At 62.8% G+C, this 17,665-nt stretch carries 14 protein-coding genes, 1 tRNA gene and 1 pseudogene; 9 read left to right on the top strand and 7 right to left on the bottom strand.

All coding sequences use genetic code 11. The annotated features are described in order from the left end of the window. The 5 genes from HMPREF3048_RS07510 to HMPREF3048_RS07490 all read left to right on the top strand — a co-directional run. The coding region (locus tag HMPREF3048_RS07510; protein ID WP_246818872.1) for an alpha/beta hydrolase-fold protein at positions 1 to 537 on the top strand (537 nt) is incomplete at its 5' end. Between the two features lie 77 nt (positions 538 to 614). Further along, a tRNA-Glu gene (locus HMPREF3048_RS07505) sits at positions 615 to 687 on the top strand. Positions 688 to 750: 63 nt separating this feature from the next. Beyond that, on the top strand, positions 751 to 1,572 hold the full coding sequence (locus HMPREF3048_RS07500) for a PhzF family phenazine biosynthesis protein (protein WP_070450072.1): 822 nt from the start codon (positions 751 to 753) through the stop codon (positions 1,570 to 1,572). Between the two features lie 81 nt (positions 1,573 to 1,653). Next, positions 1,654 to 2,232 (top strand): HD domain-containing protein, encoded by a 579-nt coding sequence (locus tag HMPREF3048_RS07495; protein ID WP_070450069.1) that lies wholly within the window; start codon positions 1,654 to 1,656, stop codon positions 2,230 to 2,232. 120 nt (positions 2,233 to 2,352) lie between these two features. Continuing rightward, positions 2,353 to 3,777 (top strand): FAD/NAD(P)-binding protein, encoded by a 1,425-nt coding sequence (locus HMPREF3048_RS07490; RefSeq protein WP_070450066.1) that lies wholly within the window; start codon positions 2,353 to 2,355, stop codon positions 3,775 to 3,777. Positions 3,778 to 3,780: 3 nt separating this feature from the next. On the opposite strand, the gene HMPREF3048_RS07485 is transcribed toward HMPREF3048_RS07490, so the two are convergent. After that, the gene (locus HMPREF3048_RS07485; RefSeq protein WP_141758881.1) at positions 3,781 to 5,559 is read right to left on the bottom strand and encodes a purple acid phosphatase family protein; all 1,779 of its coding nucleotides are present in this window, start codon (positions 5,557 to 5,559) and stop codon (positions 3,781 to 3,783) included. Between the two features lie 136 nt (positions 5,560 to 5,695). Here HMPREF3048_RS07485 and HMPREF3048_RS07480 point away from each other — a divergent pair, with 136 nt between their 5' ends. Beyond that, on the top strand, positions 5,696 to 7,390 hold the full coding sequence (locus tag HMPREF3048_RS07480; RefSeq protein WP_070771745.1) for an alkaline phosphatase D family protein: 1,695 nt from the start codon (positions 5,696 to 5,698) through the stop codon (positions 7,388 to 7,390). A gap of 85 nt (positions 7,391 to 7,475) precedes the next feature. Here the strand turns inward: HMPREF3048_RS07480 and HMPREF3048_RS07475 are convergent, their stop codons facing one another. Next, positions 7,476 to 9,665, bottom strand: coding sequence for a YhgE/Pip domain-containing protein (locus HMPREF3048_RS07475; RefSeq protein ID WP_246818871.1), 2,190 nt, complete (start codon positions 9,663 to 9,665; stop codon positions 7,476 to 7,478). Beyond that, positions 9,662 to 12,253: a YhgE/Pip domain-containing protein gene (locus HMPREF3048_RS07470; RefSeq protein ID WP_083279498.1), complete on the bottom strand. Its 2,592-nt coding sequence runs from the start codon at positions 12,251 to 12,253 to the stop codon at positions 9,662 to 9,664. The genes HMPREF3048_RS07475 and HMPREF3048_RS07470 overlap by 4 nt, the downstream gene beginning before the upstream one ends. 135 nt (positions 12,254 to 12,388) lie before the next feature. Between HMPREF3048_RS07470 and HMPREF3048_RS07465 the strand changes: the two are divergent. Then, positions 12,389 to 12,754: pseudogene (locus HMPREF3048_RS07465) on the top strand (diaminopimelate decarboxylase); the annotation flags it as partial. Between the two features lie 76 nt (positions 12,755 to 12,830). Here the strand turns inward: HMPREF3048_RS07465 and HMPREF3048_RS07460 are convergent. Further along, on the bottom strand, positions 12,831 to 13,517 hold the full coding sequence (locus HMPREF3048_RS07460) for an IclR family transcriptional regulator (RefSeq protein WP_083279497.1): 687 nt from the start codon (positions 13,515 to 13,517) through the stop codon (positions 12,831 to 12,833). Between the two features lie 60 nt (positions 13,518 to 13,577). Here HMPREF3048_RS07460 and leuC point away from each other — a divergent pair, with 60 nt between their 5' ends. Together leuC and leuD are read left to right on the top strand one after the other, a co-directional pair. Continuing rightward, the gene (gene leuC / locus HMPREF3048_RS07455) at positions 13,578 to 14,999 is read left to right on the top strand and encodes a 3-isopropylmalate dehydratase large subunit (protein WP_070422956.1); all 1,422 of its coding nucleotides are present in this window, start codon (positions 13,578 to 13,580) and stop codon (positions 14,997 to 14,999) included. A gap of 12 nt (positions 15,000 to 15,011) precedes the next feature. Further along, complete coding sequence (gene leuD / locus HMPREF3048_RS07450) at positions 15,012 to 15,605, top strand: 3-isopropylmalate dehydratase small subunit (RefSeq protein ID WP_070422955.1); 594 nt, start codon at positions 15,012 to 15,014, stop codon at positions 15,603 to 15,605. 31 nt (positions 15,606 to 15,636) lie between these two features. Here the strand turns inward: leuD and HMPREF3048_RS07445 are convergent, their stop codons facing one another. From HMPREF3048_RS07445 to HMPREF3048_RS07435, 3 genes are read right to left on the bottom strand one after another with little or no spacing between them, the layout of a single operon-like run. Further along, positions 15,637 to 16,083, bottom strand: coding sequence for a hypothetical protein (locus HMPREF3048_RS07445; RefSeq protein WP_070450044.1), 447 nt, complete (start codon positions 16,081 to 16,083; stop codon positions 15,637 to 15,639). A 3-nt stretch (positions 16,084 to 16,086) separates the two neighbouring features. Beyond that, the gene (locus tag HMPREF3048_RS07440; protein ID WP_070450041.1) at positions 16,087 to 16,581 is read right to left on the bottom strand and encodes a YbjN domain-containing protein; all 495 of its coding nucleotides are present in this window, start codon (positions 16,579 to 16,581) and stop codon (positions 16,087 to 16,089) included. Between the two features lie 26 nt (positions 16,582 to 16,607). Further along, complete coding sequence (locus HMPREF3048_RS07435) at positions 16,608 to 17,639, bottom strand: NUDIX hydrolase (protein WP_092102430.1); 1,032 nt, start codon at positions 17,637 to 17,639, stop codon at positions 16,608 to 16,610. Positions 17,640 to 17,665 lie beyond the last annotated feature (26 nt).

Here is a 17,665-nt window from a genome sequence, read left to right as displayed (position 1 = left end):
CCGCTTATCGACGAGCACTTCCACGGCACCGGCCGCGACGCCATCGCAGGCCTTTCGATGTCCGGTGGGCCAGCCCTGCACATCGCCACCTTGGAAGACAGGTTTGTCGCTGCGGGAACATATTCCTCCTGCCCGTCGACAACTGGGCTTGTCGGACAGGCCTTCGCCAGCGGCACCGTGCGCATTAATAAGGGCGACCCAGCACAGATGTGGGGCAGCTCCTGGGATCCGGCGTGGGCCGCCCACTCGCCCGTGCGCAATGTTCAGGGGCTCAAGGGGAAGAAGATTTTTCTGTCGGCCTCACGTGGTTTGCCGTCGGAGCTTGACGTTGAGGTCGTCGATTCGCCCGAGCCACTTCTTGTGCCTGATGAGCAACTCGCGTATGCGTGTTCGCTGCACTTCATCGCAGAGGCACGACGCAATGGCATCGACCCGGATTGGTACGAGTTCAAGGAAGGGACGCACAACTTCGGCTTGTTCCGACGTGAGTTAGTGGCAAGTTGGGACACGCTCGGACCAGCGCTTGGTGTGGAGTAGTTTTTAGCGTCTGACGTGCTGATTTGTTGATATTGGGAAGTTTCCTTTATTGTTAGCAAGTCGCAAAAAGCGAGCGCGCCCCGTTCGTCTAGCGGCCTAGGACGTCGCCCTCTCACGGCGGTAACACGGGTTCAAATCCCGTACGGGGTACAAGGAGAAAACCTCCGATCCGGATTCCGGGTCGGAGGTTTTCGCATTGGTAGCGTAGGTTCAGTGACTTCCCTTAGTTTCTTCGAACTCGACGTGTTCTCAACCGGTGCCTACACGGGAAACCCTCTCGCGGTGATCTGCGGGGCGGACCATCTGACCACTGAGCAGATGCAGCGGATCGCAGCTTGGACGAACTTCTCGGAGACGACGTTTCTGCTCGAACCTACTAACGACGAGGCCGACTACCGGGTCCGAATCTTCACCCCAACCGAGGAATACGCCTTCGCAGGGCACCCGACCTTGGGCACGGCGCGTGCGTGGCTGGAGTTGGGTAACACGCCGAAGGCCTCAGACGGCGTCGTCCAAGAGTGCGGTGTTGGCAATGTGCAGGTGCGTATCAGCGACTCGATGCTCGCGTTCGCAACCCCACCGCTGAAGAATTCTGCACCTCTTACGGCATGCGAACGTGCAGAGATCTGCGACGTGTTCGGGGTGGGGGAGAGTTCGCTCGTTGACGCCGCGTGGGGCGACAACGGGCCGGGCTGGCGGTTGGCACTGCTGGATAGCGTAGAAACCCTTCTCGCGTTACAACGACCGGCATCGAGCGATCTCAAGGTTGCATTTGCCGCACTCACGGGTGGGACGGATCCGGCGTATGTGTTACGCGCTTTTACTCCGACGTTTGAAGACCCGGTGACGGGTAGCGCGAACGGTGCGATGGCGCAGTGGCTGCGATCGCGCGGGGACGTGCCGGCAACTTACTCGGTCTCCCAAGGTACTGCGCTCGGCCGGGACGGCCGTGTGACCATCAGTGACGACGGCTCTGACATCTGGGTTGGTGGAGCGGTGACGGTACGGGTGCGGGGACAGATTGTCGTCGATTAGCAGCAGTGTTCGAATGTTCCGTCTTTCGTGTCGGCGGCATCTTTACAGTGGGACGTGTTTCCCGACAGAAAGGAGCCGTACATGGCAGAACACATTCCGGTTGTATCACCGCGAATCATTCGGGCTATCAACGTCGCCGCATTTGCGCACCGCAATGACGTGCGCAAAGGCACCGACATTCCCTACGTATCGCACGTGTTTGGCGTGATGCACTTCGTTTCTCAAGTCACCGACGACGAGGACGTTCTCATCGGTGCACTATTCCACGACATTTTCGAAGATGTCCCCGAGGAATACAGCGCAGAGCAGATGGCTGCGGATTTCGGCGAACGCGTCGTCGAGCTCGTCCGAGGCGTGACCAAAGAGGACAGCATCGGCAGCTGGCAGGGGCGCGCCGACGCATACCTTGCGCATCTTCGCGAAGCCGAGGAAGGCAGTGTTTTCATCGCAGCGGCAGACAAACTGCACAACCTGCTCTCCATTCATGCCGACCTCGACACAATCGGGGATGACCTCTGGGGACGCTTCAATTCGCCTGTAGAGCGGCAGGTGTGGTGGTACCGCTCAGTGTGCGATGTGGTTCAGGAACGCTTGCCGGGCAATCAGTTAGGTGCGGAGCTTCGTCGCCAAGTCGAGCGATTGGAAGCCCGCACCGCCTAAGGTGGGGCACATGTCCGGCGTACCTTTTGGCGAATGCGACGCGCGTCGCGGCATACGCCGTGCCGATTTCGAGTGGGCAGCAGCAACGCTCGACGAGTACTCCGCAAAGGGGCGTAGGAAATGAAAGTTGCCATCATCGGAGCAGGCCCCCGTGGGCTGTGGGCTGCAGAAGAGCTCATTGATCGTGCGGGGCAGCGTGGAGCAGCCATCGAACTTACGGTGTTTAACGAGACACCGATGGAAGAAATTTCAGCACCAGGAGCGTTTGGTGCCTCGGTTCCGGAGCAGTGGATCCTCAACGCCCCAAAATCCATTGTGGAGACCCACCTGGGGCCCTTAGATCCAAACGACGAGTTAGAAGGGCAGTTCCCTCCACGACGACGCGTAGGCGAGCACTTGGATGCTTCGTGGGAAGCCTTGCGGACGAACTTGCCAGCAAAGTGCACGCTTGATTTCCGCATCACTCGAGTACAGGACGTAACCCCTGTGGGAAATGGCGTTGAAGTGGACGGCGAGCAGTTCGACGAAGTACTCATGGTGACAGGGCACGCGCATGATTGGCCAGGCTCGCTTGCTCATCAGGATCTCGGGGATCTTCGTGTAATCGCCCCGGCGTATCCGGCAAGCAATCTGGATTCGGTCACATCCGATGACATCGCGCTCGTGCGCGGAGCAGCGCTGACCTTTATCGATGTCGTGCGCTACGCAAAGGCGAAAGTGTTTTACCCAGTGACCCGATCGGGCCGTTTTATGGAGGTCAAGGCCTACCTCGACGAGGAGCAATCGCGCCAGGCCCAACCCGTTATTGCGGAAGCTGACCGGGCGATTCTGCAGTGCCAGTCGCTTGAAGAGCTCAAGGAAATTCTGACGGAGTCAGCAGAAGCCATCCTCGCGATCGTCGGTGGCGAAGGTGCGCGTGAGGATATTCAAGCGGTGATCAACGGTGAGGACTTCACAGGGGATCCAGTGACGGAACTTCGCACATCGGTCGCTGCTGCAAAAGGGGAGAGACGATGGACGTCGGCGCTTGCTGTGGCGCTGGCGTTTCGCGACACCGAGGATGCGCTCATCCAGCGCGCGTCCTTCGGCGGCCGAGAATCGCTTGGCGGCTCCGAGTTCGACGATTTCATGAGCACACTCGGGCGCGTTGCTACCGGCCCACCTGTTGAATCGGCGGTGGAGATGCTCGCGCTTATCGACGACAACCGGATCCGCACCGACGTCTTCAACCGTGGCGAAGACGATTTGACCGAAGTGGCCAAGGAGGTCGGCGCAACAGCCGTGATTGACGCCGTGAACGCACCTGCCGGAGTCGTCGACGGGACTCTCATTGGGGATCTCGTCGAGCATGGTGTCGGGATGCGTTATGCAGACACTAGCGCCCTGCACATCCACCCAGACGGCACATTGGTGGGGCAGAAGCACCTTGCTGCTGCAGGGCGGATGAACGAGGGGTTGGTCCTCGGCCACGACACGCTGCGCCGAGATAAACAGAACATTATCTATCGGTGGGCTGAGCGTGTCAGTGCCCGTGCAGCGGAGTAGCCCTTAGATCCCGTACTTGTGGCGGATGTCTTGGACGAACTGAGGGTTCAGGTTGACCAGCACCGCAATAATGGCAGCGATGAGGCCGAACAGGATGCCCAACACCGTCAGGACGATGCCGGTCGTGCTGGAGCCGGATGCGTCGGTTTCAGTGGTCTCGTGAGAGCCGTTGTTGGCGTCGTTCTCAGACGGAGTGTTCCCGGTGTCGGCGCCGGATTTCTCTGTGGTGGGCGTGACGGTTTGCTTCACCGTCGTGGGGACAACCTTGGTGGTTTCCACAACGGTGGGAGATGGGGACGTAATCGTCGAGGTTTCCGTCAACGTCACCGTGGACACCGAAGTGAGCGTGGTCGGCTTCGCGGCGCTCGTCGTGGTCGCGCTTGGTTTTTCAGTCGTCGTCGGTGCTTCCTCCTGCGGCGGTTCCTCCTGTGTGGCGTCCTTCTTCAGTAGAGTGACCTGATCCACCACGTACGGGGTGTTGATGTTGTACGTCGTCAGTTTTAGCGACTCAGGCGAGACGTCAATGCTGGTGTAGTCCGGGTTGTAGTCTTGGCGCCAACGTGCGGTGGACTTGTGTGCCAGGTCAGTAACGTTTTCTTCGCGGACATTCGGGTGGGTTGTGCCGTTTTCGTCCTGGAAGTCGTAGTACTTGCCACCTGTTGCCGTGGTGGAGGTGACGTAGAGGACCTCGTTGTCTTCCGGAATAAGAATGTCGCCGGACTTCGATGCGCCAGCGGGAATGACAGGGTCGACACCGTTCATCAGATGCGTGCGAGTGTAAATGTGGTCGTGGCCGCTAAGCACCAGGTCCACACCGGCTTCGGACAACTTTGGGGTCAAGGAGTTGCGTAGTTCGACGACATCCTTGTCGGTGTAGTGCGTGCCCTGGGAGAACGGTGCGTGGTGGATACCGACGATCACCCAGTCAGCGTCGGCACCATGTGCGGCGATCGTTTCGTTGACAAACTTCGCGTGGACGTCGATGTCGGCCTTGGATGCGCGGTTGCCGTCCAACCCGATGAACAAGACGTTGTTGTAGTTGAAGAAGTAGTTCGCGGTGTCATCAACTTCGTTGGGCAGGAAGTACGTGTCCTGGAAGTGACGGTCGAGCGTGTATGTCTCGTGATTGCCCTTCAGTACGGCAAGGCGGTACTCCTGGAGTTTTTCTGGCGCGGTGAACTCCTCAAGCTGCTTGACCGGGGCACCCCAGCCCTCAACCTGGTCACCCAGGTGCATGATGAACGCGGAGTCGGGGTGTTCACCGGTTGCGGTATTGACCGCTTTGTTCCATGCGGCGGACTGCTCGGCGATTTTCGTATCTACACCGATTTGCGCATCGGCCATGGCGAGGAAGCTCCAGGAATCCCCGTCGGTGCCGGTGGTAAAGGTGCGCTGCTCGCTATAGCCACGACGATCGCTTCCAACCCGGTAGGCGTACTCCGTGTCAGGCTCGAGGCCGGTCATCGTCGCTTCGTGCGGGTAGAAGACAGCCGAGTTGTACGGGCCACGGGGCGATTCCACGCGCGTGATGTTGGCTGGATCAGCAGTCGGCCAGTACTCCAGGAACTGTGTCTCGCTGGTCTTCGACTGCCAGGCCAAGTTCGCTTCCGTCGCGTCGGATCCGATGCCGAGGACGATGCGGCTGATACGGGTGTTGATTGCACCTGCAGGGGCATCCGCAGCGACGGCCGTCGTGGCAGAGCCGAACAGGGACACGACGACAGCCGCAGAAATTGCGGTGCGACGAATGGAACGAGGGGCACGGGAAAGCGAAACAGTCATGTCCACCCACACAAGTCACGTTGTTTTAACATCGGGTTACTAGCGGATCGTCACCTCAGTGAAGTGTGGGTGAATTTTTGGAAACTTGGCGGTTTCCTCGTTGCGCGCGCCTGTGAGCTGGTTGAAAGTGGGCGTCATGAGCTCGAAACCCCGTGTCAATCGTCGTATATTTCTCCAAACCGTTGCCGCGTCTGTCGCAGCCGTAGCACTGGGTACTGGCGGTGCTGTTGCTGCGCGCCGCAGCACTGTCTCAACTCCTGAGGCGCCAACGCCGGCGGATCAGTGGGACTTGCCATTTTTGCACGGGGTTGCGTCGGGAGACCCGTTGCCGGATCGCGTGGTGTTGTGGACCCGTGTGACACCCTCGCGCGAGGCGTTGCCAGGCTCAGGTCTTGGCGACGATGTCGAGCTGGAATGGCAGATCGACACCACTGAAGACTTCACTCACCCAAAGACAGGAAGCGCGACTGCGCGTGCGGAATCCGACCACACGGTGCACGTCGATCCGGACGGGCTCGATCCAGATACGGAGTACTTCTACCGTTTCATCGTGAAATCGGGTGAGCACGCAGGTTCTTTCTCCCCGGTGGGGCGTACGTTGACTGCGCCAGCCGTAGACGCTGACCTGGATACGCTCAATCTCGCAATCGCATCATGTGCGAACTGGGAGTCCGGATTCTTTAGCGCCTACGCTGACATGGCTCAGCGCGCGCGTGCGGGCGAAATCGACCACGTGGTGTTCCTCGGCGATTACATCTATGAGTATCCAACCGGCGAGTACGTAGGCAAAAGTGGTGTGGCCAGGATGCACCATCCGGAGTGGGAAATCACCACGTTGGAGGATTACCGCCAACGTTACGGCCGCTACCGCACCGACTTGAACCTGCAGGCGGCCCATGCGGCGTGCCCTTGGATTGTGGTGTGGGACGACCACGAGTCAGCCAACAACAGCTGGCGCGAAGGAGCCGAAAACCACACGGACGGCCGGGTTGAAGGGCAGTGGAAGCAACGCGAAGCAGTGGCGATGCAGGCGTACTTCGAATGGCTCCCGGTACGTCGCAGTGCGCTCATTGAGGCTCCAGGCATCTACCGCAGCTTCCAGTTTGGCAACCTCGCGCAGCTGACGATGATGGATCTGCGAACCTTCCGCGACGAGGAAACCACCAGCGACTACTTTGCCAACGATGAGCGCACAATGCTTGGCGACGAGCAGTTTGCCTGGGTGGCAGAACAACTCCAACAGTCCACCGCACGCTGGGATGTGCTGGGTAACTCCGTGATGGTGTCGCCCATGCGCTTTGTCACCATCAAGGACAACGAGAAGGCCAATATTGCAACGGGCTACATGAGGGAGCGCGCTACCGGTATTGCGGTGAACTCGGATCAGTGGGATGGCTATGCGGCCGAGCGTGACCGCCTGCTCACCATGCTGGACGAGCAGGAGTCGAACGCCTTGTTCCTGACGGGCGACATCCACTCAGAGTGGGCGAACTCGATTGCCTCCCCGTCGGGCTTTGGTGAGATCGGCTGCGAGATGGTGACAACCTCAATTTCTGCACCAAATGTGGATGAAATCCTCACCACAGTGTTTGGGACGTACCACCCGGAAGACAACTCGACGTCGCTGCTGGTGGAGAAGACCATCCGCGATTCCAATCCCTGGGTCAACCACATCGATTTCGATGCCCATGGCTACGGCATCGCAAGCATCCACTATGACTATGTGGACATGCTCTACTACCGGGTCTCGGACGTGGAGGACCCGGACGCTTCCGTCAGCTTGGGCGAGAAGCGCCAGTGGCGCATCGGCGAGGGGTTCGTCGAAGCATAATCTGCTAATCGACGACGGCCGCGACATCTGGGTGGGCGGGCTGGTGACCGCGCGCGTGCGCGGCACCATCGACCTGTAGGCGCGGCTAGGACATCATCACCTTGGTCTGAGCAACCGCCTCGTCCATGCGGCTGATCGCGTGGTGCAGCCGGTGGCGCAGCCAGAGGCCGAGGAAGAGGAAAGGCAGCACGAAGAGGACGAGGCTGCCGAGGGCTCGCCAGAAGTCCCAGCCGTAGGTGCCGAAGACCGCGGCGCGCATAGCGCGGATCGAGTAGGTCGCGGGCAGCCAGGGGCTGATCGCCTGCGCCCAGCCCGGCAGCAGCTGCAGCGGGTAGGCGCCGCCCGCCGCCGAGACCTGGAGCACCAGGATGAGCACGCCCACGGCCTTGCCGGCGTTGCTCAGGGAGAGCACCAGCGTGTAGCAGATCAGGTGGAAGACCAGGCTCGAGACCCACCCCGCCATGAAGAGGAGGAAGGGGTGCGCGGGCTCGATGCCCACGTAGACGATGAGCCCCGCCATGAGGAGCGTGGATTGGGCCAGACCGGTGGTCACGAACGTCAGGTAGCGGCCAAAGTACTTCTGGCCCGCGGTGAGGCGGTCGGGATCGACCACGTTCTGTTCGATGGAGCGATCGTCCGTGCGCACGGCCACCGACGTCAACAGGGCGCCCACCCACAGGGCGAGCACCGTGTAAAGCGGGGCCATGCCGGCGCCGAAGCTGACGCGGGGGAAGACCTCCTTGCGCTCCACCTTGACTGGGTCGACGAGGGCGTCGGCGAGCTCCTCCGGGTGGCTGGAGACGAGGTCGGCCAGTTTCGTCAGGTCCCCGCTCGAGCGCGCCTGCGCGATCGACCGCTGCGCCTCCTGCATCCTCGCCGCGCTGGCGCGCAGAGATTCCGCCGTGTCGCGCAGGTTCGCACCGGAGGCTGCGAGGGTGTCGCGCAGCGAGCCGGGCCGATTGGCCAGGGCAGAGGAGACGCCGTCCATGTCCGAGCGGGCCTTGTCGACGTTCGCCCGGACGTTGTCTAGCGAGCCCGACAGCGCCTCGAGGCGCGGGCGGATCCCGGTGTCGTAGGAATTCTTGGCCGAGTCCATCGCCTCGCGGGCCCGGGCGATCGAGTCCTTGATCTCCTGCCGGTCCGCGTTCTTCCCGTCCCGGCCGCCCTGCCCGGCGGTGAGGCGCGCGGCGGCGTCGTTGAGTCGGTCGCGCACGGCCGTCTGGCGGGCGATAGCGTCGTTGAGGTCGCCGACCACCGCGCGCACCGCCGGTTGGGCGTCGGGGGGAAGCACCGGGGCGACTTGGCCGTTGATGGTGTCGCGCAGGGCCGTGTACTGCTTCACCTGGACATCGATGCGCGCGGCGATGTCCGTCAGGCTCGCGGCGGTCGCCTGGGAGGTGGCGGAGGAGTCCGCCATCAGCTGGTCGACGCGGTCGCTTATGGCGGCAAAGCTTTCCGACGTTGCCCCCAGCGCCGCCGCAAGCGCTGCGCCGCCTCCGCCGAGGCCCGCCCCGGTGGCTCCGAGGTCGACGGGGCGGACCTGCCCGAGGGAGTCGCCCAGCGCCCCGGAGATCCGCTCGGCGCTGTCGACGAGCGGCACGCTCGACTCAGTGAGCGAGGCGAGCGCGTCCACGGTGCTGGCGCTGGAGAGCAGCTGGTCGCGGGCGCTGGCGGTGCGCGTCTCGATGGAGTCGAGTGCCTGCTTGGTTTCCGCCTCGTTGAAGAAGTCCGAGGTCGTCTCGATCAACCCGAAGGACACCTCGGCGAGGACTCTAGTAAACGACGCGCTGATCTGGGCGCTGACGCCCTGCGCGCCGCTGGAGATGAGCACCGGGGAGATGGGGTTCTTCTTCTCGTTGACGTAAAGGTCGATGCGGCTGGGTTCGGCGTTTCCGGCGTAGAAGGTGAACATGTCGTCGCTCAGCGTGGGCGGCAAGACGATGGCGGCGTAGTACTCACCGGACTTCGCGCCCTCGATGGCGTTGTCGGCATCGGTGATGACCCAGTCCATAGAGTCGTCGCGGTAGAGCTGGGAGAGGACCATGTCGCCGACGTTGACGGACAGCGGGGTGAGATCGCTCGTGTGGCCGCGGTCGGTGTTGGCCACCGCCACCTCGAGGCGCTCGGTGTTGCCGAATGGGTCCCACGTGGCCAGCACGTTGAACCAGGCGAAGAGGCAGGGGATGGCGATCAGGCCGACCATGACAATGCCCGCCATGACGTTGGTGTAGAGCCGGCGCAGGTCGTTGTAGGCGATGGAGAAGACGGTACTCACTTGGTGTCCTCGCTTTCGGCATCCGCGGGCCCGATGGTGACGCTGGTGCCGGCGGAGTCGTGGCGGTGGATCACGGCGTCGCGCAGCTCGGCCTCGCCGAGGCGCGAGACCTGTTCGGCGTCGACGAGGCTCTGCGTGAAGTACTCCACCGCGCCGAGGTAGAGGACGACCAGCAGTGACCAGGTGACGACGATGGCCAGCATGATCGTCTTGTCGGTGGGCAGGAGCATGGTGAGCAGGGTGATGATGGCGATGCCGACAACGCCCGCGCCGATCCCGCCGAAGATGAGGGTGCGGTAGTTCTCCCGCAGCATCCGCGCCCGCTTCTCGACGCCACCGCGGAACTCATCCCGGTCCGACAGGGCGGCCATGATGTCGGACGCGCGGTAGGGCGAGCCCATGACCTCCACCTTCTCGTTGGTGATGAGGTTCGTGCGCGCGAGCTGGCGGTTGAACAGGAGGTTGGCGTGCGAGGAGGTGAGTCGGAACAGCCACCCCAGGGCGAAGGCTGCGGCGGACATGGCGAGAAGCGCCGCCAAAAAGCGGAGGTAGTGATGACCGTAGAACCCGGCGATGGTCTCGCGCATCGCGTCGATGCCGTAGCGGAAGGGGAGGAAGGGGTAGATGCGGCGGAAGAAGTCGGGCATGAGCTCGATGGGGTAGAGGCCCGACGCGCCCGGGATCTGGATGACGACGAGGAAGACGGCGATGCCGCGGCCAATGTGGCCGAGCGCGGAGACGATGGAGTAGATGATCCCTGTGTAGGCGACCCCGATGACGATTGCGGTGGCGAGAAAGGCCGTGACGGACTGTATCTGCACCCCAAATGCCACGTTGCCGAGCGTCACCACGACGGCCTGGAGCACCGAGAGCGTGGCGAAGAGGAGGAAGCGGCCGAGGTAGGCCTGGCCGACGGTGAGGCGGCGAAAGCCCTCGGTGTCGACCTCGACGCGGAAGATGATCGTCAGCACGAACGCGCCGATCCACAGGGCCAGGTTGGTGAAGAAGGAGGCCATGGAGCTGCCGTAGTTCTCCGTGGGGAAGACGGCCTGCTGCTCGACGGTGACGGGCGAGGAGATGTACTCGCCGATCTTCGCGGAGTTGAGGTTCGTGACAGTGTTGAGGGCCTTCGAGTCGGAGGTGGCCAGGAGGGCGTTGATGTCGGACTGGGCGGCGCGGGCGCCGTCGGCAAGCGTGCCGAGGTTGCCCGAGACCTCGTCGAGGATGCCGAGGCTGGCCGCGAGCTGGTTGTCCACCCCGGCGAGCAGCGAGGTCGTTTCCTCGCGCAGGGCACGCTGGCTGTTCAGCGCGCCGCGCACGGAGGCGACGCTGCCGGAGGCCTGCGCGAGCGAGGCGTTGATCGCGGGCACGGACTCGCCGAGCTGCGTGCTTGCGGCGCGCGCTGCGGCGTTGGAGTCGGCGGTCGCGGCCTCGAGGGAGTCGCCGAGCTCGCCTATTGACGCCAACGCAGCGCCCGTGCGGCGGTCCACGTTGTTCAGGCCGTCGAGGACGGCGCGGGAGGCGACGGTACGCTCCTCCAGCGCGCTGGCCGCGGCGTCGAGCTGAGCGCGGACCCCGGGCGATAGGGCGGCCCCGGCCGACATGGCGCGCAGCTGCGCGGCGGCGGATTCGCCCTGCTTGACCACGCCGTCGACCTCGCCGACGGCGGAGCGCACTCGCCCTTGGGCGGTGCCGAGCTGGCCCGTCGCCTCCGCGATGGAGGCGTTGGCGGAGGCGGCGCCGAGGCTGAGCGCGTTGGTGGACTCGACGAGCGCGGCCGACGTGTCGGCGCTGAAACCGGCGGAGGACTTCTGCAGCTCGGCGATGATCCCCTCGGCCTCGCCGAGGGAGGAGTCCACGGACCCGAGGGTGTCGTCGACGGAGCCGACGAGGGTGTTCAGCTCGGTGACGACCGGGCGCGCCCCGCTGATGCTCTGCTTCATCGTGGCCACCCGCCCCTGGGCGGCGTCGAGGTCGGCGGCGATCTGGCCGAAGCTCCCGGAGGCCTTGCCTCGGACCTTCTCGGCGTCCTCGCGCGTCGCGATCCCCTTGTTGCGCAGCTCGGTCGCGGCGGCCTCGCCGACCTTCTTCTTGAAGGCCTCGGACACGGCCGTGTCGACGGCGTGTGCGCCGGCGTCGGTGATCGAGGGGGCGACGCCGTTGCTCTTCTCGTTGACGTAGTACTCCAGCACCGGCTGCGTGTAGGTGCCGCTGACCAGGCTCAGCAGGTCCTCGCTGAACTCGGGCGGGATGAGGAACATGGCGTAGTAGTCGCCACGCATGAGCCCGTCGCGGGCCTCGTCCTCGGGGAGGAACACCCACCCGATCTTGTCGTTGCCCTTGAGCTGCTCGGTGATCTGCTCGCCGACGTCGACCTCGCCGACGCGCTCGGCGGAGGCGCCCCGGTCGTTGTTGACCACCGCGATGCGGATGTTCTGGGTGTGGGCGTAGGGGTCCCAGAAGGCGTTGATGTTGAACCACGCGTAGAGCGCGGGGATGATAAGCACGCCGACGATGATGATGAAGGCCCGGGGAACGCGCAGCAGGCGACGAATGTCCCGTCCAAGAATCTGCCCGCTCTTTCTCACGTGGCGAGCGTACCCTCAAATGGAGCGTTTGGGGGAAACTGAGCCAAACTCGAATCCTTCAACCCCGGCGGCAGGACCGCTCAGCCCGCGCCCTCGTCGCCGACGCTCTCGAGCGCGGCGTGCTCGGCCCGGGACTGGCAGGAGCCGACGCGCGGCGCGTGGCTCACCGAGGTACTCTCCGGCGGCGTCGCAGAGGCGCTGCGCGAGCGCGGGTTGCGTCTGTATCTTGAGCCGGGGCGCTCGCTTGTCGACGGCTGCGGGCTAACCCTTGCCGAAGTCGCCTTCACCAAGACCCGTTCCGACGGCGTGCCCTTGGTGGGCCTAGCCATGAACCGCACCCGGTGCTGCACGACCTCGGATAACTTCCTCATCGACCCCTACCTGGTCAAACGGACTCCGCCGAGTGAGGAGATCGAGGCGTTCTTGGTCGGCGCCTACTGCATCGAGGACGAACTGATCCTGCGGCGGAAGACCCGCTTCCCCCGCGGTGTGGTCTGCGGGGCGCTTGGACGACATCGACGTTCGCTGACGCCCGTTGGCACCCCCAGTGCCAGGCTGGAGCTCGGCTAGAGCTCGGCTAGAGCTCGGCGCTCAGCCGAGCGGTGGCGTCCTTGAGCGCCTCGCCGCATGTTGCGCCGGGGGAGGGCTTCAAGCGCTCGGCGGGACCCGACACAGACAGGACCGCGACTAAGGTGCCGTCGGGCTGGAACACCGGGGTGGACACGCTCGCCAGGCCAACCTCGCGCTCGGAGACAGACTCGGCGTAGCCGACCTTGCGTACCTGTTCGAGGTCCGCTGCATCAAACGGGGAGTCGATCGGGCAGTGGGCGGCAAACACGCGGGCCGCAGAACCGGCCGATAGTGTGAGCCTGGAGCCAACCGGCACCACGTTGTGCAGTCCGCTTTCCGGTTCTTCGGCAGCGATGCAGGTGCGGGTCGATCCCGTCAGTTGGTAAAGCTGTGCGGATTCCCCGGTCTGTGCAACCAGGTCTCGCATAACCGGCGCGGCTGCCGGAAGCAGCGCGGAGGGAAGCCCCGTGGCAAGACCGGTCAGTGCTGGGCCGAGTGTCCATTCGCCGTGTTCGTTGCGGGAAAGCACATGGTGCAGTTCCAGCGCAGTGGCAATGCGGTGGGCGGTTGCGCGTGGCAGGCCGGTGTCGTCGCTAAGTTCTGCGAGTGTTTTATCACCCGCACCAACCGAGCGTGTGATGGCAACTGCGCGGTCGAGGACTTTAATCCCGGAACCTTCGTTATACTGTCTCACAGTTCGAATCCTAGCATCTCATAGTGTGGGATGTCGGGAGCCCGTATGAAGGAGGACCGGATGACTCAGCCACCGTTGACATTAGCGGAGAAAGTATGGCGCGACCACGTGGTAACGAAGGGGGAAAACGGCGAGCCTGACCTCATCTTCATCGACTTTCAACTGCTGCACGAAGTGACCTCGCCGCAGGCGTTTGACGGTCTGCGGATGAACGGACGCACCATGCGCCACCCCGAGTTGCATTTGGCAACGGAGGACCACAACGTGCCCACCACGGGTATTACCAGCGGTGACCTCATCGAGATCACCGAGCCTACCTCGCGCACCCAGGTAGCCACCCTGCGCGACAACTGCGCCGAGTTTGGTGTGAAGCTGCACCCGATGGGCGATATCCAACAGGGCATCGTGCACACCGTCGGCCCGCAGCTGGGCATTACACAGCCCGGAATGACCATTGTCTGCGGCGACTCGCACACCTCGACGCACGGCGCGTTCGGCTCGATCGCGATGGGTATCGGTACCAGCGAAGTCGAGCACGTTATGGCCACCCAGACGCTGCCACTGAAACCGTTTAAGACGATGGCAATCGAGGTTACTGGCGAACTGCAGGAAGGCGTGACGGCCAAGGACCTGATCTTGGCGATCATCGCGAAGATCGGCACCGGCGGTGGACAAGGCCACATCATTGAATACCGTGGCGAAGCCATCGAGAAGATGTCCATGGAAGCACGCATGACGTTGTGCAACATGTCTATCGAGGCAGGGGCACGAGCCGGTATGGTCGCGCCGGACCAGACCACGTTCGACTACGTCGAAGGCCGCGAGTACGCGCCGAAGGGCGAGGACTGGGATGCAGCCGTGGAGTACTGGAAGACGCTGCCGACCGACGAAGGCGCAAAGTTCGATACCGTCGTGGAAATCGACGGTGCAGCACTGACACCGTTTGTCACCTGGGGTACCAACCCGGGCCAGGGTCTGCCGCTCGGCGAAAACGTGCCCGACCCGGAGGACTTCACCGACGACAACACGAAGGCATCTGCTGCGAAGGCCATCGAATACATGGGCTTGACCCCGGGCATGCCGCTGCGCGACATCACCATCGATACGGTCTTCCTCGGTTCCTGCACCAACGCGCGCATCGAGGATCTGCGTGCAGCCGCCGACGTTGTCAAGGGCCGTCGCATCGCCGAAGGCACACGCATGCTCGTCGTGCCGAGCTCCACACTTGTGAAGCAGCAGGCCGAAGAAGAAGGCCTCGACGCGATCTTCACAGAGTTCGGCGCAGAATGGCGCACCGCGGGCTGCTCCATGTGCCTCGGCATGAACCCAGACCAGTTGCGACCGGGGGAGCGCAGTGCCTCCACAAGCAACCGCAATTTCGAGGGCCGCCAAGGCCCGGGTGGCCGTACCCACCTCGTATCCCCGCTGGTTGCAGCAGCAACTGCGGTGACCGGCCACCTCGCAAGCCCGGCAGATCTGTAAAGGAGCCCGATCATGGAAAAGTTCACCACTCACACCGGCGTCGGCGTTCCGCTGACCCGCACCAACGTCGACACCGACCAGATCATCCCCGCGCGCTACCTTAAGCGCGTGACCCGCACTGGTTTCGAGGACGGCCTATTTTCTAACTGGCGTGAAAACGAAGCCACATTCGTCCTCAATCAGGACGCGTTCAAAGACGGCTCCGTGCTATTTGCCGGCGAGGACTTTGGCACCGGCTCCTCGCGTGAACATGCCGTCTGGGCGCTCATGGACTACGGCTTCCGCGCCGTGTTCAGCCCCCGATTCGCGGATATCTTCCGCGGAAATGCCGGCAAAGCTGGCCTGCTCGCAGGCATCATGAGCCACTCCGATATCGAGCTGATCTGGAAGCACCTCGAGCAGCACCCTGGTGATGAGGCGATCGTCTCGCTCGAAGACTGCACCGTCACCGTCGGTGGCAACACCTTTACCTTCGAGATCGACGATTACACCCGCTGGCGGCTCATGGAAGGCCTCGACGATATTGGGCTGACGCTTCGCGACGAGCCCGCTATCGAACGATTCGAAGCAACCCGTCCAGCGTTCAAGCCGTCCGTCGCGGGTTAGGCCCCGGACGGCGATAGCGCCCTCGGGCTGGTTATTTGCCCAACTGGTCGACGACGCCCGGGGCGAACGCCTCCAGGAACTCACGCGCAGCGACAACGACGCCCTGGATACCGGTCTTGATCTCGTCGGAAAACTGCTGGTCGCTGCGCTCCCAATAACCCGGCAGAGAGTAGGTCACGGCAAGCGCGGTGATGCCGCGCTGTTCGTCCTTCACTGCGGTTACGGTGGGGTAAGCCTTCTCAATGTTGTATCGCTCCACCCACTCGAGCACCTCGTTGAACTGCGCGGCCTTCACCGAATCCACAGCGACGGTGGTCAGCACGTTGAGATTCGGCTCGATCATGTTGATTTCCAGACCGATACCGGAAAAACCGGTGCGCAGCGCAGGGCCAAGCGGTGCCTTTTCGTACTTCCAGCCTTCCTTGTCAAACAAGGCGATGACACGGTCGATGCTGAGGTTGCTGGTTGCAGAAGTCATGTCCTAGTCCTCCTGGTTAGCTTCGGCGTTGGCTTCGGTGTTTGCTTCGGTGGTGAAGGTTTTCGGGCCGCTCGTCGACAAGAGCTCGCTGGTATCTGGCAAGGCCTCGCGCAGCAGGTTCACCACGTGATGGATTGCGGAGAAGTAGTAGTCCAACATTGCACGCACCTGCTCGTCGGTGAAGCCTTCGTTGGAGAAGAACGGCGCGTCGATCAGCACGACGGCATCGTCCTCACGACGTACCGGGTGTACGCGCACGAGGGGCATCGTCCGGTTGATCTCGTTGCAGCGCAGACGCAGCGTCTCAATATCGTCGCCCTCAATGATGCCGAGCCAGCGTGCGGTGGCCTTGAAACCACCCTCGGCTACCTCGAAGAACACCATCAGGCTGGGAAATGCGGTGCGAACCTCGCCGCTGTCTTCTCGGAAGTACTGCACCCCCATTGATTTCAGGGTGGCCGCGATGCGGTCTTGGGAAATGGCGGTAGGAGCTGCCATGGTGTGGGCCTTTCGTCGTGGTGGGGTTACAGAACTGGAAGTGGGGAGGGGATGTAGTCCGCGCCGATGAGCTTGCCGTCGTGGAACGTCAGCACCCATACGGAGGCTTTCTTCGCGCGGATTTCTTCGTCGATAGGCAGTGTCCCTTGCGCCGAGAGCCACGCGATTATGCCGGGGATGATCCCACCTTGCGCGCACACCACGCTGGTTCCGCCGGCCTCAATCACGTCCTTGAATGCGTGCTTGGCGCCAACCATGTCGGCGATCCAGGCATCGTCGCCAAACTGCTTATCGACGACAACCTCACACCCCATCTCATCCGCCAGCGGCGCAACCGTGTGCTGGCAGCGCTCCGGAACCGCCGAGTAAATACGTTCCGGCGCGAACGCACTGAGCAGGGGAACGAGCATCTCGGATTGGCGGCGGCCCTTCTTATCCAGAGGACGCAAGTTGTCGTCGCCGGACCATTTGTTGCGGTCGTGGGCGCGGGCATGTCGGACATAGAGGATGCGTGCATCTGCGGGCGTGTTAAAGCGCTTCTGGGCCTTCTGGAGCACCTCGCGGTCGAGGTCGTACGTCATCAACTCAAGCGCTTCATTGAGTGGCAGCCAGCGGATCTCGTCGACCTCGTTGTTGGGTACGAACTCGCCACCGACGACCTCGCCGGTCCAGTAATAGACCACCTTGGTGGTCTTCTTTACCGGGTAGACCGTCTTGCCCAGCAACTTGCCCAGGCGAACGTCGTAGCCTGTTTCCTCCTTGATTTCACGTACTGCGGTTTGTACAAGCGACTCATCAGGGTCGACCTTGCCCTTGGCCAGCGACCAGTCGTCGTAATGAGGACGGTGAATACACGCAACCTCAATGGTGTCGGGTTGCGTAACGTCACCGCGCCACAGCACCGCACCCGCAGCAAGCGTGGTGCGCTCGAACTCCTTCTGCGGTTTTAACGGAATAGCCTGAAGCCTGCCAGTGAGAAACTTCTCACCCAAGGCGTCCTTATCTTGCTCGGAGAGCTTCCCGCTGTTTCCTGGTGTCTTGGATGCGTGAGTAGGCATGTCCTCCATTGTGTCCCAAGTAACCC

It is taken from the genome of Corynebacterium sp. HMSC075D04 (assembly GCF_001815635.1).
Taxonomy (GTDB): domain Bacteria; phylum Actinomycetota; class Actinomycetes; order Mycobacteriales; family Mycobacteriaceae; genus Corynebacterium; species Corynebacterium coyleae.
This window is presented reverse-complemented; position numbering and strand designations above follow the sequence as displayed.